This window comes from Pseudomonas sp. SBB6, assembly GCF_024213215.1.
In the GTDB taxonomy this organism is placed as follows: domain Bacteria; phylum Pseudomonadota; class Gammaproteobacteria; order Pseudomonadales; family Pseudomonadaceae; genus Aquipseudomonas; species Aquipseudomonas donghuensis.
Genome location: NZ_JANAVH010000004.1, coordinates 151,023 through 165,230, shown reverse-complemented (window position 1 = coordinate 165,230; position 14,208 = coordinate 151,023). Strand labels below are relative to the sequence as shown.

Here is a 14,208-nt window from a genome sequence, read left to right as displayed (position 1 = left end):
CAAGGACCTGACATGAGCAAGACTCGTATTGCCTTTATCGGCGCCGGCAACATGGCTGCCAGCCTGATCGGCGGCCTGCGCGCCCAGGGCCTGGAAGCTTCGCAGATCCGCGCCAGCGATCCGGGCGCCGAGCAGCGGGCGAAAATCCATGCCGAGCACGGCATCGAGATGTTCGCCGACAACACCCAGGCCATCGAAGGTGCCGATGTGGTGGTCTTGGCGGTCAAGCCACAGGCGATGAAAGCCGTGTGCGAAGCCCTCAAACCCAGCCTCAAGCCCGAGCAGCTGGTGGTCTCGATTGCCGCCGGGATCACCTGCGCGAGCATGAACAACTGGCTCGGTGCCCAGCCGATCGTGCGCTGCATGCCCAACACCCCGGCGCTGCTGCGCCAGGGCGTCAGCGGCCTGTTCGCCACCGCCCAGGTTTCGCCGGCCCAGCGCCAGCAGGCCGAGCAACTGCTGTCGGCCGTGGGTATCGCCCTGTGGCTGGACGCCGAGCAACAGCTCGATGCGGTGACCGCCGTGTCCGGCAGTGGCCCTGCGTACTTCTTCCTGCTGATCGAGGCCATGACCGCCGCCGGCGAAAAACTCGGCCTGCCACGGGAAACCGCCGCCAAGCTGACCCTGCAAACCGCCCTGGGCGCCGCGCACATGGCGGTCAGCAGCGATGTCGACGCCGCCGAGCTGCGCCGCCGGGTAACCTCGCCGGCCGGCACCACGGAAGCGGCGATCAAGTCGTTCCAGGCCAATGGATTCGAAGCGCTGGTGGAACAGGCGCTGGGTGCCGCTGCGCACCGCTCGGCCGAAATGGCCGAACAACTGGGCAACTAAGGAGCCGAAGATGATCGGATTGAATACCGCTGCAATCTATGTGCTGCAGACCCTCGGCAGCCTTTACCTGCTGATCGTGGTCCTGCGCTTTGTCCTGCAACTGGTACGCGCGGACTTCTACAACCCGCTCAGCCAGTTCGCCGTACGTGCCACCCAACCGCTGCTCAAGCCGATGCGTCGGGTGATCCCGAGCCTGTTCGGCCTGGACATGTCGTCGCTGCTGCTGGCGATCATCATCCAGATGCTGGTGATGTGCCTGACCTTGCTGCTGGCCTACGGTACCACCGGCAACCCGCTGCAACTGCTGGTCTGGTCGATCATTGGCGTGACCTCACTGTTTCTGAAGATTTTCTTCTTCGCCCTGATCATCAGCGTGATCCTCTCGTGGGTTGCACCGGGCAGCCATAACCCGGGCGCCGAGCTGATCAACCAGATCTGCGACCCGTTCCTCGCCCCGTTCCGGCGCATCCTGCCTAACCTGGGCGGCCTGGACATCTCGCCGATCCTGGCGTTCATGGCCCTGAAGCTGATCGACATGCTGGTGATCAACAACCTGGCGGCGATGACCGGAATGCCGGAGGTTCTGCGCCTGCTGGTCTGATCTATAGCAATCGCGGATCAAGCCCGCTCCCACAGACCTTGTGGGAGCGGGCTTGACCCGCGATGCTCTCCTTGCCGCACTCCGCAGTGGTCTTTAGACTTACGCCTCATTCAAGCGTGAGCAGGGTCGATGTCCACTGTCTTTCCCGAAGATTCGGTCGGTCTGGTAACACCGCAACTGGCACAGTTCAGCGAGCCGCTGGCGCTGGCCTGCGGTCGCTCGCTGGCCACCTATGAACTGATCTACGAAACCTACGGCACGCTCAACAGCAGCGCCAGCAACGCCGTGCTGATCTGTCATGCGCTATCCGGCCATCACCATGCCGCCGGCTACCACAGCCCCGACGACCGCAAGCCGGGCTGGTGGGACAGCTGCATCGGCCCGGGCAAGCCGATCGATACCAATCGTTTCTTCGTGGTCAGCCTCAACAACCTCGGCGGTTGCAACGGCAGCACCGGCCCCAGCAGCATCAACCCGCTCACCGGCAAGCCCTACGGCGCCGATTTCCCGGTGCTGACCGTGGAAGACTGGGTGCACAGCCAGGCGCGCCTGGCCGATCGCCTGGGCATCCAGCAATGGGCCGCGGTGGTGGGCGGCAGCCTGGGCGGCATGCAGGCGCTGCAGTGGACCATCACCTACCCCGACCGCGTGCGTCACTGCCTGGACATCGCCTCGGCACCCAAGCTCTCGGCGCAGAACATCGCTTTCAACGAGGTGGCGCGCCAGGCCATCCTCACCGACCCGGAATTCCACGGCGGCTCGTTCCAAAACCTGGGCGTGATCCCCAAGCGCGGCCTGATGCTGGCGCGCATGGTCGGGCACATCACCTACCTGTCCGACGACTCCATGGGTGAGAAATTCGGCCGCGAGCTGAAAAGCGACAAGCTCAACTACGACTTTCACAGCGTCGAGTTCCAGGTCGAAAGCTACCTGCGCTATCAGGGCGAGGAGTTCTCCGGCCGTTTCGACGCCAACACCTACCTGCTGATGACCAAGGCGCTGGATTACTTCGACCCGGCCGCCAGCCACCGCGGTGACCTGGCGGCGACCCTGGCGCATGTCACGGCGGACTACTGCGTGATGTCGTTCACCACCGATTGGCGCTTTTCCCCGGCGCGCTCGCGCGAGATCGTCGACGCCCTGATCGCCGCGCGCAAGAACGTCTGCTACCTGGATATCGACTCGCCCTATGGCCACGATGCCTTCCTGATCCCGACCCCGCGCTACATCACGGGTTTCACGAACTACATGAACCGCATCGTCTGCTGAGGACCCTATGAGAGCCGACCTGGAAATCATCCAAGACTGGATCCCCGCCGGCAGCCGGGTACTCGACCTCGGTTGCGGTACCGGTGAGCTGCTAGCGTCATTGCGCGACCACAAGCAGGTCGCCGGCTACGGCCTGGAAATCGACCCCGACAACATCGCCCAGTGCGTGGCCAAGGGCGTCAACGTCATCGAGCAGGACCTCGACAAGGGCCTGGGCAACTTCGCCAGCAACAGTTTCGACGTGGTGGTCATGACCCAGGCCCTGCAGGCCGTGGAGTACCCCGACCGGATCCTCGACGAAATGCTCCGCGTTGGCCGCCAGTGCATCATCACCTTCCCCAACTTCGGCCACTGGCGTTGCCGCTGGTACCTGGCGACCAAAGGTCGCATGCCGGTTTCCGACTTCATGCCGTATACCTGGTACAACACGCCGAACATCCACTTCTGCACCTTTGAAGACTTCGAGGCCCTGTGCAGCGAACGCCGCGCCCAGGTCCTCGACCGCCTGGCGGTCGACCATTTGCACCGCCACGGGTGGGCGAGCAAGCTATGGCCTAATCTTCTAGGTGAGATCGGCATTTACCGTGTCAGCAGCCCCGGCCTTACCGAACACAAGGTCGCGGTTTAACCCGCACACCGGAGGAGAACGATCATGGGTCGCTTGTTGAGCTATTTACTGGTTGCCTGCCTGAGCCTGTCGGCGGTTGCCGCCGATGCCATCAAGGGCGAGCGCAAGGAAGTCTTTGGCGATACCACCGTGCACTACAGCACCTTTATTTCCACCTTCCTGCAGCCGGACATTGCCAAGTCTGCGGAGCTGGTGCGCAGCAAGAACCGGGGCGTGATCAACGTCTCGGTGATCAAGGCCGGCAAGCCGGTGGTCACCCAGGTCAGCGGCACCGTCAAGGACCTGACCAGCGCCTCGGTACCGCTGAAGTTCAAGCAGATCACCGAGCAAGGCGCGATCTACTACATCGCCCAGTTCCCTGTTGAGCAACAGGAAACCCGTACCTTCACCATCAATGTTGGCGTTGAAGGCAAGACCGAAACCATCAGCTTCAACCAAGAGCTTTTTCCAGGCGAATGATGACTTTTCAACAAATCGTATTGGCCAGCCACAACGCCGGCAAACTCAAGGAACTGCAGGCCATGCTCGGTGACACCGTGCGGCTGCGTTCCATTGGCGAATTCAGCAGCGTCGAGCCGGAAGAAACCGGCTTGTCGTTCGTCGAGAACGCCATCCTCAAGGCACGCAATGCCGCACGCATTTCCGGCATGCCGGCGCTGGCCGACGATTCGGGCCTGGCCGTGGACTTCCTGGGCGGCGCGCCAGGCATCTATTCGGCACGTTACGCCGATGGCAAAGGCGACGCCGCAAACAACGCCAAATTGCTCGATGTGCTCAAGGACGTTCCGCAAGAACAGCGCGGCGCCCAGTTCGTCTGCGTCCTGGCCCTGGTCCGCCATGCCGACGACCCGCTGCCGATCCTCTGCGAAGGGCTGTGGCATGGTCGCATCCTGACCCAGGCCAGCGGCGCCCACGGTTTTGGCTATGACCCGCTGTTCTGGGTGCCGGAGCGCGATTGCTCCAGCGCCGAGCTGAGCCCTGCCGACAAGAACCAGATCAGCCACCGTGCGCGCGCCATGAGCCTGTTGCGTCAACGTCTGGGCCTGGCATGACCGAGCGTTCGCCGGCACAGCCACTGCACTTGGGCGAGGCTGGCTTTTCTTCCCAAGCACCGCGGGCGGCATTGACGCAGTTGCCGCCCCTGGCGCTGTACATCCATATCCCCTGGTGCGTGCGCAAATGCCCGTACTGCGACTTCAACTCCCACGCCGCTACCCCCGAGCTGCCTGAAGAAGCCTACGTCGATGCCTTGCTGGCCGACCTGGACCAGGAACTGGGCGCCGTTTATGGCCGCCCGATCAGCTCGATCTTCTTCGGCGGCGGCACCCCGAGCCTGTTCAGCGCCCGCGCCCTGGGCCGCTTGCTGGTGGGTGTGGAGCAACGCATCCCGTTTGCCAGGGACATCGAGATCACCCTGGAAGCCAACCCCGGAACGTTCGAGCAGGAGAAGTTCAAAGCCTACCGGCAGTTGGGCATCAATCGCCTGTCGATCGGCATCCAGAGCTTCCAGCAGGCCAAGCTCGAAGCCCTGGGCCGCATCCACAACGGTGACGAGGCCATTCGCGCCGCCGACATGGCGCGCAATGCCGGGTTCGACAACTTCAACCTCGACCTGATGCACGGCCTGCCCGACCAGTCGCTGGACGACGCCCTGGACGACCTGCGCCAGGCCATCGCGCTGAACCCTACGCACCTGTCCTGGTACCAGCTGACCCTGGAGCCAAACACGGTGTTCTGGAACCAGCCGCCGCTGTTGCCCGAAGACGACATCCTCTGGGACATCCAGGAGGCCGGCCAGGCCCTGCTCGCCAGCCACGGCTATGCCCAGTACGAAGTTTCGGCCTACGCCCAGCCCGGCCGCGCCGCCCGCCACAACCTCAACTACTGGAGCTTTGGCGATTTCATCGGCATTGGTGCCGGCGCCCACGGCAAGCTCAGCCACCCCGACGGGCGTATCCTGCGCACCTGGAAGACCCGTCTGCCCAAGGACTACCTGAACCCGGCCAAGGCCTTCAAGGCCGGCGAGAAGCTGCTGCCGGTGGATGAGCTGCCGTTCGAGTTCCTGATGAACGCCCTGCGCCTGACCCAAGGGGTGGAGATCGAGCTCTTCAGCCAGCGCACCGGCTTGCCGCTGGAACAGCTTGCGGCAGCACGGCGTGAAGCCGAACAAAAAGGGCTTTTGCAGGTCGAACCGACGCGACTGGTCGCTACCGCGCGTGGCCAGTTGTTCCTCAACGACCTGCTGCAGTATTTCTTGACCTAAGGATTGCGAATGGACCTGGTACTCGACCTGCTCTCGACCGTTTCCCGCTGGAGTCGCAGCAACTTGTCGGAGATTTCCCTGGCCTTGGTGGGCTGTTTGCTGGTGCTGTTCGGCACCGACATCAAAGGCTGGGTCGAACAACGCCTGGGCGGCCTTGCAGGCGCCTTGCGCGTGCCGTTCATGGCCCTGCTGGTGATGATCGGCAGCGGTGCGGCGCTGATCTATGCCACGCCGTGGGTAGTGAAGGGGCTGGCGCAGTTCAACAATTATGCGTTGGCGCCGGTGTTGCTGATTGTGCTGGTGTTGATTGGCGTGGTTGCTGATCGACGCTGAAAAAATAGGGCGCTTTCAGGGCTGCTTCGCAGCCCATCGCCGGCAAAGCCGGCTCCCACAAAGATCTCCTGACACCTCAAAACTGCAGGCAATCACAGCACCTGTGGGAGCCGGCCTTGCCGGCGATCGACCGCAAAGCGGTCGCCGTTTTATGCCAGCTTCTCGAACTTCAGATCCCACACCCCATGCCCAAGCCGCTCGCCGCGGCGTTCGAACTTGGTGATCGGGCGCTCGGCCGGGCGCTCTACGCACTTGCCGTCTTCGGCCAGGTTGCGATAACCCGGCGCCACGTTCATCACTTCGAGCATGTATTCGGCATAGGGCTCCCAGTCGGTCGCCATATGGAACACACCGCCAACCTTGAGCTTGCTACGCACCAGCGCGGCGAATTCCGGCTGGACGATGCGGCGCTTGTGGTGACGGCTCTTGTGCCAAGGGTCGGGGAAGAACAGCATCAGCCGGTCGAGGCTGTTGTCAGCCACGCACTTGTTCAGCACTTCGATGGCATCGCAGTCATACACCCGCAGGTTCTTCAGGCCCTGGGTCAGCACACCGTTGAGCAGTGCGCCGACACCCGGACGGTGCACTTCGACACCGATAAAGTCCTGCTCCGGTGCGGCAGCGGCCATTTCCAGCAGGGAATGGCCCATGCCGAAACCGATCTCCAGGGTACGCGGCGCCGAGCGGCCGAAGACCTGGTCGTAGTCCACCGGGCTATCAGCCAGGGGCAGGATGAACAGCGGCCCACCCTGGTCCAGGCCACGCTGCTGGCCTTCGGTCATGCGCCCGGCGCGCATCACGAAACTCTTGATGCGGCGGTGTTGGCGCTCTTCGCCTTCGGTGGTGATCGGCGTTTCTTGCGATTCAGTCATCAGGGGCTCTTACTTGATCAGACCATCCAGCGGCGACGAGGCGCTGGCATAGAGTTTTTTCGGCATACGCCCGGCGAGGTAAGCCAGACGGCCAGCGACAATGGCGTGTTTCATGGCTTCGGCCATCATGATCGGCTGCTGTGCGTGAGCAATTGCCGAGTTCATCAGCACCGCCTCACAGCCCATTTCCATGGCGATGGTGGCGTCGGAAGCAGTACCGACACCGGCATCGACCAGCACCGGGACTTTCGATTCCTCGAGGATGATCTGCAGGTTGTACGGGTTGCAGATCCCCAGGCCCGTACCGATCAGGCCGGCCAGCGGCATCACCGCGATACAGCCGGCTTCAGCCAGCTGACGGGCGATGATCGGGTCGTCGCTGGTGTAGACCATCACGTCGAAACCGTCCTTGACCAGCACTTCGGCGGCCTTGAGGGTCTCGATCACGTTGGGGAACAGGGTCTTCTGGTCGGCCAGCACTTCCAGCTTGACCAGGTTGTGGCCATCGAGCAGTTCACGGGCCAGACGGCAGGTGCGCACGGCTTCGACCGCATCAAAGCAGCCGGCGGTGTTCGGCAGGATGGTGTAGCGATCAGGCGGCAGTACGTCGAGCAGGTTCGGTTCGCCCGGGTTCTGGCCGATATTGGTACGGCGCACGGCCACGGTGACGATCTCGGCACCGGAAGCCTCGATGGCCAGGCGGGTTTCTTCCAGGTCACGGTACTTGCCGGTGCCGACCAGCAGGCGCGACTGGAAGGTACGACCGGCCAGGGTGAAGGGCTTGTCGCTACGAACGTTGCTCATCGGTAATCCTCTTGAAGGTTGAGGGACTTGCAGGTAAATCGCGAAGGCCTAGCCACCGCCAATGGCGTGCACCACTTCAACCTGGTCGCCGTCGTTCAGCGCGGTGCTGTCGTGCTGGCTGCGTGGCACGATGTCCAGGTTGAGTTCGACCGCCACCCGGCGACCTGCCAGGTCAAGCCGGTTGAGCAGCGCCGCGACGCTTTCGCCATCGGGCAATTCGAAAGGTTCACCGTTCAGTTGAATGCGCATGCGCACGGCCGCCATTATTTTTAGGGGCCCGCATTCTAGCCCTGATCAGGGCGCAAACCCAAGGCCGGGCCGCGCCATTCGTCTCGATCCGGACTCACGGGTCAGCTCAGGCGCCAGGCTGCAAGGCCCAGGCACAGCCATCCGCCGAGAAACGCCAGGCCGCCAAAAGGGGTGATGATACCGAGCTTGCCGATACCGCTCAGGGTCAGCACATACAGGCTACCGGAAAACAGCAGGATCCCCAGGGCGAACAGACCACCGGCCCAACCGACCAGGCGCCCGGGCAGGTGCACCGACAGCACCGCCACCGCTAGCAGCGCCAGGGCATGCACCAGCTGGTAGGTCACGCCGGTATGGAAGATCGCCAGGTATTCGCTGCTCAGCCGGCCCTTGAGGCCATGAGCCGCAAAGGCGCCCAGGGCCACGCCGGTAAAGCCGAAAAACGCCGAAAGCAGCAGAAAACTACGCAGCATTGGGAAGACTCCTAGTCAGCACAGGGTCTGTATAATGGCCCGCTCCATCGGTTCGGCCAAGCCATCACCTATGCTGTCTTCCATTTTCCGTCGCCTCACCCGTGCCCTGCTGTGGTTTGCCGCAGGCAGTGCCCTGCTGGTGCTGGTGTTTCGCTGGCTGCCGCCGCCAGGCACCGCGCTGATGGTCGAGCGCAAGGTCGAGTCCTGGTTCAACGGCCAGCCCATCGACCTGCAACGGGACTGGGAGCCGTGGGAGCAGATATCCGATGAGCTCAAGCTGGCGGTGATCGCCGGCGAAGACCAGAAGTTCGCCAACCACTGGGGCTTTGACTTCAACGCCATCCAGGCGGCGCTGGCCCATAACGAACGCGGTGGCAGTATCCGCGGCGCCAGCACCCTGAGCCAGCAAGTGGCCAAGAACCAGTTCCTCTGGGCTGGCCGTAGCTGGTTGCGCAAGGGCCTGGAGGCCTGGTTCACCGCGCTGATCGAGCTGCTGTGGTCGAAAGAGCGGATTCTTGAGGTCTATCTCAACAGCGCTGAATGGGGTGAAGGCGTGTTTGGCGCGCAGGCCGCAGCGCGGCACCACTTTGGCGTCGATGCCCGTCAACTATCGCGCCAACAGGCCAGCCTGCTGGCCGCGGTGCTGCCCAGCCCGTTGAACTGGAGTGCCAGCCGGCCAAGCACTTATGTGGCGCGACGCGCCGGCTGGATTCGCCAGCAGATGCGCCAGCTGGGCGGTAGCGGTTATCTGGCGCAGCTGGACAGCCCCCGCCGGGCGCCTTGGCGCCAATAAAAAACCCGGCAAAGCGCACACTTTGCCAGGTTTTTTGTTTGCTGATTACTGGGTAAACGCCTTAGAACGCGCCCATATAGTCACGTTTGCCCACTTCTACACCGTTGTGACGCAGGATTGCGTAAGTGGTGGTGACGTGGAAGAAGAACTGCGGCAGGCCGTAGGTCAGCAAATAAGCCTGGCCACTGAAGCGCTTCTCTTTCGGCGTGCCCGGACGGGTCACGATTTCGATGCCTTCCTTGCCGTCGATCTGCGCTGGCGCAACGCCGTCCAGGAAAGCCAGAACCTTACTGATCAGCGCTTGCAGTTCAGCAAAGGTGGTTTCGCTGTCATCGTATTTCGGCAACTCGACCTCAGCCAGTCGCGCCGATACACCCTTGGCGAAATCAACAGCGATCTGCACCTGGCGAACCAGTGGAAACATATCCGGATACAGGCGAGCCTGGAGGAAGACGCCCGGATCAATGTTTTTCGCCGTGGCGTGAGCTTCGGCCTTGTTCAGAACATCACTCAAGGCGTTGAGCATTTGCTTGAAAACGGGAACAGAAGCGGCATACAAGGAAATGGTCATAACAGTCTCGACAGGGGTGGCGGAAAAAGTGACAGGGCCAACGTGGCGCGATTATAGACCTGCGCTGCCGCGTGAAAGGCCTGGCAGCATAAAAAAGCCCCGACTCGTCGGGGCTTCTTGTTTATTGCCGTATCGCGACTCAGATCGCGATCAAGGCTTTCACCTTGTTCATCGCGTTCTTTTCCAGCTGGCGAATCCGCTCGGCGGACACGCTGTATTTCTCGGCCAGGTCATGCAAGGTGGCCTTTTCCTCGGCCAGCCAGCGCTGGTAGAGGATATCGCGGCTGCGGTCATCCAGGCCTTGCAGGGCTTCGTGCAGGTTGCTGGTGGAGTTGTCACTCCAGTCGGCATCCTCCAGCTGACGCGCAGGGTCGTAACGGTGGTCTTCCAGGTAGTTGGCCGGCGACTGGAACGCACTGTCGTCGTCGGCTTCACTGGCCGGGTCGAAGGCCATGTCCTGACCGGTCAGGCGGCTCTCCATCTCCCGCACTTCACGCGGCTCGACGCCCAGGCTTTCGGCGACACGATGGACTTCATCGTTGTTCAGCCAGGCCAGGCGTTTTTTCTGGCTGCGCAGGTTGAAGAACAGCTTGCGCTGGGCCTTGGTGGTGGCCACCTTGACGATGCGCCAGTTGCGCAGGATGAACTCGTGAATCTCGGCCTTGATCCAGTGCACCGCAAAGGACACCAGGCGCACGCCCATTTCCGGGTTGAAGCGCTTGACCGCTTTCATCAGGCCAACGTTGCCTTCCTGAATCAGGTCGGCCTGGGCCAGCCCGTAGCCGGAATAGCTGCGAGCGATGTGTACGACAAAACGCAGGTGGGCGAGCACCATCTGCCGAGCCGCCCCAAGATCCTGCTCATAGTAGAGACTCTCGGCCAGTTCACGCTCCTGCTCCGGCGTCAGCAATGGAATGCTGTTGACCGTGTGCACGTAGGCTTCCAGGTTTGCGCCGGGAACCAGGGCATAGGCAGGTTGCAACGAAGTGGTCATACGAAAAAACCTCCGACTCACTAAACTCGTGCCAAAGGCACTGCCAACATTGACCGGGAACCGCGAAACAAGTTCCCTAAAAATGAAAAGAGTCAATACCAGCAAAAAGACACTATCGCGGTGCAAGCTCGCTCAAGTGGCGGGCGACCGCAATCCAAGCACCGATATACCCTAACAGTACCGCTCCAAGCAAGAGGGAAAGACCATCGGCTGACGGAACCCCGGCCAGGGCAAAATCACTGCCATATAGCCCGGAAAGCCCGATAACCGCGTCGTTCAGCCAGTTCAGGCCAAACGCCAGCACGCCCCAGGCCAGTACCCCGGCACCCAGGCCATACAAGGCGCCCATGTACAGGAAAGGCCGGCGCACATAGCTGTCGGTGCCACCGACCAGCTTGATCACCTCGATCTCGGTACGGCGGTTCTCGATGTGCAGGCGAATTGTGTTACCAATTACCAAAAGCAGGGCTGACACCAGCAAAACAGTCAGGCCGAAGACGAACCGATCCCCCAACTTGAGAATCGCTGCCAGGCGCTCGACCCACACCAGGTCAAGCTGCGCGGCTTCGACCTTGGGCAGCTCGGCCAGGCGCTGACGCAGGGCTTCCAGTGCCGGCTTGTCGACGTGCGCCGGGGTCACCACCACCACGCCAGGCAGCGGGTTCTCCGGCAGTTCGCGCAGGGCTTCGCCCAGGCCGGACTGCTGCTGGAACTCGTTGAGGGCCTGTTCACGGCTGACATACTCAGCTTCGGCAACACCTGGCAAGCCTTTGATCTGCTCGCGCAGGGCTTCGCCGTCATGGCTGCTGGCATCCAGCTTCAGGTACAGCGAAATCTGCGCTGCGCGCTGCCACGAACCGCCCAGACGCTCGACGTTGCTCAGCAGCAACGACAGGCCCATGGGCAGGCTCAAGGCCACCGCCATCACCAGGCAGGTAAAGAAGCTGCCGATCGGCTGTTTGCCCAGGCGCCGCAGGCTGTCGAGCAGGCTCGAGCGGTGGCTTTCCAGCCAGGCGTGCAGCAGGGTACGGAAATCCGGGCCGTCATCATCGTGACCGCCGCGTTTTTTTTGTTCCGGTGCAGGTTCAGCGGCTTTTGGCGCTACCCGCTCGGACACCTTGGGACTACGTGTCGCACTCATTGCCCGGCCTCCCCATCGCCGATCAAGCGGCCGCGCTGCAGGGTCAGCATGCGATGGCGCATGCGCGCGATCAGCGCCAGGTCGTGACTGGCGATCAGCACGCTGGTACCCAGGCGGTTGATATCTTCGAAAACGCCCATGATCTCCGCGGCCAGGCGCGGGTCGAGGTTACCGGTGGGTTCGTCCGCCAGCAGCAAGGCCGGGCGGTGGACGATAGCGCGAGCAATACCGACGCGCTGTTGCTGACCGGTAGACAGGTCGCCGGGGTACAGCTCGGCTTTGTCCGACAGGGCCACGCGCTCGAGCGCCGAGTCGACCCGCTTGGCCACTTCGACCTTGGACAGGCCGAGGATCTGCAGCGGCAGGGCGACGTTGTTGAACACGGTGCGGTCGAACAGTAGCTGGTGGTTCTGGAATACCACACCAATCTGCCGGCGCAGGAACGGGATCTGCGCATTGCTGATCTGCCCCAGGTCCTGCCCGGCCAGCAGCAACTTGCCGCTGGTGGGGCGTTCCATGGCCAGCAGCAGGCGCAGCAGGGTACTTTTGCCGGCACCGGAATGGCCGGTAACGAACAGGAATTCGCCCCGACGCACCCGAAAACTCAACTCATGCAGGCCAACGTGACCATTGGGGTAGCGCTTGGCGACCTGTTCGAATCGAATCATGGATGCTCCCGCTCGGCAAACAGTGCTTTCACGAAGGGTTCGGCTTCGAAGGTGCGCAGATCGTCAATTCCTTCGCCCACGCCAATATAGCGGATTGGCAGGCCGAACTGCTTGGCCAGGGCAAAGATCACCCCACCTTTGGCGGTGCCGTCAAGCTTGGTCAGGGCCAGGCCGGTCAGTTCGACGCTCTGGTTGAAATGCTTGGCCTGGTTGATGGCGTTCTGGCCGGTACCGGCGTCGAGCACCAGCAGCACCTCGTGGGGCGCGTCGGCATCGAGCTTGCCGATTACCCGACGGACCTTTTTCAGTTCTTCCATCAGGTTGTCTTTGGTGTGCAGGCGACCGGCGGTGTCGGCGATCAATACATCTATATTACGGGCCTTGGCGGCCTGCACGGCATCGAAGATCACCGAGGCCGAATCGGCGCCGGTGTGCTGGGCGATGACCGGGATCTGGTTGCGTTCGCCCCAGACCTGCAGCTGCTCGACCGCTGCGGCGCGGAAGGTGTCGCCAGCGGCGAGCATGACTTTCTTGCCTTCGAGCTGCAGCTTTTTCGCCAGTTTGCCGATGGTGGTGGTCTTGCCAGCGCCATTGACGCCGACCACCAGGATCACGAACGGTTTGGCCTGGTGGTGGATACGCAGCGGTTGTTCGACCGGCTTGAGCAGGTCAGCCAGCTCGCCTTGCAGCGACTTGTACAACGCATCGCTGTCGGCCAACTGCTTGCGCGCAACCTTCTGGGTCAGGCTCTGGACGATCACCGAGGTGGCTTCGACGCCAACGTCGGCGGTCAGCAGGCGGGTTTCGATCTCATCGAGCAGGTCGTCGTCGATAGCCTTCTTGCCCAGGAACAGGCTGGCCATGCCTTCGCCGATACTGGCGCTGGTCTTCGACAGGCCCTGTTTGAGGCGGGCGAAGAAGCCACCCTTGTTCTCTTCGCTGTGGGCTGGAGCGCCAGGCTCGGCTGGAGCAGGCTCGGCAACCGCAGCAGGCACCGCAACGGCAGCGGCTACAGGGGCTGGCTCGGGTTGCGGTACGACGACCGGCGCAGGCGCAGGCGCAACAACCGGTTCAGGCGCAACGACTACTGGCTCAGGCTCAGGCTCAGGCACAACCACTACCGGCTCAGGCTCAGGCTCGATGACCGGGGCTGGAACAGGCTCCTGACGCGGTGGAATGGGCGGCGGCGTATGCGGCTCAAGGTCGGCAACCAGGGCCACCGGTTCTTCAGGCACGGGCAGCACCAGGCCGACGGACGGTACCGGTTGCACCTCGACTGGCGCAGCAGGTGGCGCAACGGTCACAGGCTCCGGCGCGGCAACCGGCGCAGGCGCAACCTCGACCGGGGCAACGGCGGCCACAACCTCGGCAGGCAACGCGGCAGGTTGCTCCGCTTCAATCGGTGCAGGAGCTTGCGGCTGTTCGGCTACGGGTTGCTGGGGCTTTTTGCGCAGCCAGCCGAACAGGCCTTTCTTTTCACCAGCCGCGGCCGGCGTCTTTTTGTCGTCGTTGGAACCAAACATGGAAGACGGCTATCTCAGGGTAGCGATGCGCCACTGCGGCGCCTCGTAAATTCTTTTAACGCAGAACAGACTACTTATATTCCGGCTCGTTCATGCGCAGCATTTTGTCATCAAGCCTGCGGGCTGGATCCACGACAGGCATGGTCCTCAGGCAACCGGATCAGTATCCTAGCACCTCCAAGCCCGCCGACGCTA

Annotated in this window: 18 protein-coding genes; 9 read left to right on the top strand and 9 right to left on the bottom strand. The window is 62.6% G+C overall.

The features are described from left to right. The first annotated feature begins 12 nt into the window (after positions 1-12). From proC to NLX68_RS09570, 8 genes are all read left to right on the top strand, one after another. Positions 13-831 carry a pyrroline-5-carboxylate reductase gene (gene proC / locus NLX68_RS09605; RefSeq protein WP_254283807.1) on the top strand — a complete coding sequence of 273 codons (819 nt, stop codon included), beginning with the start codon at positions 13-15 and terminating at the stop codon, positions 829-831. Between the two features lie 10 nt (positions 832-841). Then, positions 842-1,432, top strand: coding sequence for a YggT family protein (locus NLX68_RS09600; protein WP_254283806.1), 591 nt, complete (start codon positions 842-844; stop codon positions 1,430-1,432). A 129-nt stretch (positions 1,433-1,561) separates the two neighbouring features. Next, entirely contained in the window at positions 1,562-2,701 is a 1,140-nt protein-coding gene (locus tag NLX68_RS09595; RefSeq protein WP_254283805.1) for a homoserine O-acetyltransferase, read from the top strand. Between the two features lie 7 nt (positions 2,702-2,708). After that, positions 2,709-3,329, top strand: a complete 621-nt coding sequence (gene metW, locus NLX68_RS09590) for a methionine biosynthesis protein MetW (protein WP_038997652.1) — start codon at positions 2,709-2,711, stop codon at positions 3,327-3,329. 24 nt (positions 3,330-3,353) lie between these two features. Beyond that, positions 3,354-3,788 carry a DUF4426 domain-containing protein gene (locus NLX68_RS09585; protein WP_254283804.1) on the top strand — a complete coding sequence of 145 codons (435 nt, stop codon included), beginning with the start codon at positions 3,354-3,356 and terminating at the stop codon, positions 3,786-3,788. After that, entirely contained in the window at positions 3,785-4,381 is a 597-nt protein-coding gene (rdgB, locus tag NLX68_RS09580; protein ID WP_010222204.1) for an RdgB/HAM1 family non-canonical purine NTP pyrophosphatase, read from the top strand. The genes NLX68_RS09585 and rdgB overlap by 4 nt, the downstream gene beginning before the upstream one ends. Next, positions 4,378-5,592 (top strand): radical SAM family heme chaperone HemW, encoded by a 1,215-nt coding sequence (hemW, locus tag NLX68_RS09575; RefSeq protein ID WP_254283803.1) that lies wholly within the window; start codon positions 4,378-4,380, stop codon positions 5,590-5,592. The genes rdgB and hemW overlap by 4 nt, the downstream gene beginning before the upstream one ends. Before the next feature lie 9 nt (positions 5,593-5,601). After that, entirely contained in the window at positions 5,602-5,925 is a 324-nt protein-coding gene (locus tag NLX68_RS09570; RefSeq protein WP_010222202.1) for a DUF3392 domain-containing protein, read from the top strand. Between the two features lie 149 nt (positions 5,926-6,074). Here NLX68_RS09570 and trmB read toward each other — a convergent pair whose 3' ends face one another. From trmB to NLX68_RS09550, 4 genes are all read right to left on the bottom strand, one after another. Then, positions 6,075-6,797 (bottom strand): tRNA (guanosine(46)-N7)-methyltransferase TrmB, encoded by a 723-nt coding sequence (gene trmB, locus NLX68_RS09565; RefSeq protein ID WP_254283802.1) that lies wholly within the window; start codon positions 6,795-6,797, stop codon positions 6,075-6,077. A 9-nt stretch (positions 6,798-6,806) separates the two neighbouring features. Next, positions 6,807-7,601: a thiazole synthase gene (locus NLX68_RS09560; RefSeq protein ID WP_010222199.1), complete on the bottom strand. Its 795-nt coding sequence runs from the start codon at positions 7,599-7,601 to the stop codon at positions 6,807-6,809. 48 nt (positions 7,602-7,649) lie between these two features. Beyond that, complete coding sequence (thiS, locus tag NLX68_RS09555) at positions 7,650-7,850, bottom strand: sulfur carrier protein ThiS (RefSeq protein ID WP_254283801.1); 201 nt, start codon at positions 7,848-7,850, stop codon at positions 7,650-7,652. A gap of 101 nt (positions 7,851-7,951) precedes the next feature. Then, positions 7,952-8,323, bottom strand: a complete 372-nt coding sequence (locus NLX68_RS09550; protein WP_010222197.1) for a DUF423 domain-containing protein — start codon at positions 8,321-8,323, stop codon at positions 7,952-7,954. Positions 8,324-8,393: 70 nt separating this feature from the next. On the opposite strand from NLX68_RS09550, the gene mtgA reads away from it, so the two are divergent. Continuing rightward, positions 8,394-9,116, top strand: coding sequence for a monofunctional biosynthetic peptidoglycan transglycosylase (gene mtgA, locus NLX68_RS09545; protein ID WP_254283800.1), 723 nt, complete (start codon positions 8,394-8,396; stop codon positions 9,114-9,116). 61 nt (positions 9,117-9,177) lie between these two features. Here the strand turns inward: mtgA and NLX68_RS09540 are convergent, their stop codons facing one another. The 5 genes from NLX68_RS09540 to ftsY form a co-directional block, all read right to left on the bottom strand. After that, the gene (locus NLX68_RS09540; RefSeq protein WP_254283799.1) at positions 9,178-9,687 is read right to left on the bottom strand and encodes a DUF1993 family protein; all 510 of its coding nucleotides are present in this window, start codon (positions 9,685-9,687) and stop codon (positions 9,178-9,180) included. 139 nt (positions 9,688-9,826) lie between these two features. Then, positions 9,827-10,681 (bottom strand): RNA polymerase sigma factor RpoH, encoded by an 855-nt coding sequence (gene rpoH, locus NLX68_RS09535; protein WP_038997660.1) that lies wholly within the window; start codon positions 10,679-10,681, stop codon positions 9,827-9,829. Between the two features lie 112 nt (positions 10,682-10,793). Then, positions 10,794-11,822, bottom strand: coding sequence for a permease-like cell division protein FtsX (ftsX, locus tag NLX68_RS09530; protein WP_254283798.1), 1,029 nt, complete (start codon positions 11,820-11,822; stop codon positions 10,794-10,796). Then, the gene (ftsE, locus tag NLX68_RS09525; RefSeq protein ID WP_065757980.1) at positions 11,819-12,490 is read right to left on the bottom strand and encodes a cell division ATP-binding protein FtsE; all 672 of its coding nucleotides are present in this window, start codon (positions 12,488-12,490) and stop codon (positions 11,819-11,821) included. The genes ftsX and ftsE overlap by 4 nt, the downstream gene beginning before the upstream one ends. Continuing rightward, positions 12,487-14,013: a signal recognition particle-docking protein FtsY gene (gene ftsY / locus NLX68_RS09520; protein ID WP_254283797.1), complete on the bottom strand. Its 1,527-nt coding sequence runs from the start codon at positions 14,011-14,013 to the stop codon at positions 12,487-12,489. The genes ftsE and ftsY overlap by 4 nt, the downstream gene beginning before the upstream one ends. Positions 14,014-14,208 lie beyond the last annotated feature (195 nt).

Bases quoted from the DNA above. Each gene is read 5' to 3' on its own strand.
- proC (WP_254283807.1), top strand. From the start codon at position 13: ATGAGCAAGACTCGTATTGCCTTTATCGGCGCCGGCAACATGGCTGCC.
- NLX68_RS09600 (WP_254283806.1), top strand. From the start codon at position 842: ATGATCGGATTGAATACCGCTGCAATCTATGTGCTGCAGACCCTCGGC.
- NLX68_RS09595 (WP_254283805.1), top strand. From the start codon at position 1,562: ATGTCCACTGTCTTTCCCGAAGATTCGGTCGGTCTGGTAACACCGCAA.
- metW (WP_038997652.1), top strand. From the start codon at position 2,709: ATGAGAGCCGACCTGGAAATCATCCAAGACTGGATCCCCGCCGGCAGC.
- NLX68_RS09585 (WP_254283804.1), top strand. From the start codon at position 3,354: ATGGGTCGCTTGTTGAGCTATTTACTGGTTGCCTGCCTGAGCCTGTCG.
- rdgB (WP_010222204.1), top strand. From the start codon at position 3,785: ATGATGACTTTTCAACAAATCGTATTGGCCAGCCACAACGCCGGCAAA.
- hemW (WP_254283803.1), top strand. From the start codon at position 4,378: ATGACCGAGCGTTCGCCGGCACAGCCACTGCACTTGGGCGAGGCTGGC.
- NLX68_RS09570 (WP_010222202.1), top strand. From the start codon at position 5,602: ATGGACCTGGTACTCGACCTGCTCTCGACCGTTTCCCGCTGGAGTCGC.
- trmB (WP_254283802.1), bottom strand. From the start codon at position 6,797: ATGACTGAATCGCAAGAAACGCCGATCACCACCGAAGGCGAAGAGCGC.
- NLX68_RS09560 (WP_010222199.1), bottom strand. From the start codon at position 7,601: ATGAGCAACGTTCGTAGCGACAAGCCCTTCACCCTGGCCGGTCGTACC.
- thiS (WP_254283801.1), bottom strand. From the start codon at position 7,850: ATGCGCATTCAACTGAACGGTGAACCTTTCGAATTGCCCGATGGCGAA.
- NLX68_RS09550 (WP_010222197.1), bottom strand. From the start codon at position 8,323: ATGCTGCGTAGTTTTCTGCTGCTTTCGGCGTTTTTCGGCTTTACCGGC.
- mtgA (WP_254283800.1), top strand. From the start codon at position 8,394: ATGCTGTCTTCCATTTTCCGTCGCCTCACCCGTGCCCTGCTGTGGTTT.
- NLX68_RS09540 (WP_254283799.1), bottom strand. From the start codon at position 9,687: ATGACCATTTCCTTGTATGCCGCTTCTGTTCCCGTTTTCAAGCAAATG.
- rpoH (WP_038997660.1), bottom strand. From the start codon at position 10,681: ATGACCACTTCGTTGCAACCTGCCTATGCCCTGGTTCCCGGCGCAAAC.
- ftsX (WP_254283798.1), bottom strand. From the start codon at position 11,822: ATGAGTGCGACACGTAGTCCCAAGGTGTCCGAGCGGGTAGCGCCAAAA.
- ftsE (WP_065757980.1), bottom strand. From the start codon at position 12,490: ATGATTCGATTCGAACAGGTCGCCAAGCGCTACCCCAATGGTCACGTT.
- ftsY (WP_254283797.1), bottom strand. From the start codon at position 14,013: ATGTTTGGTTCCAACGACGACAAAAAGACGCCGGCCGCGGCTGGTGAA.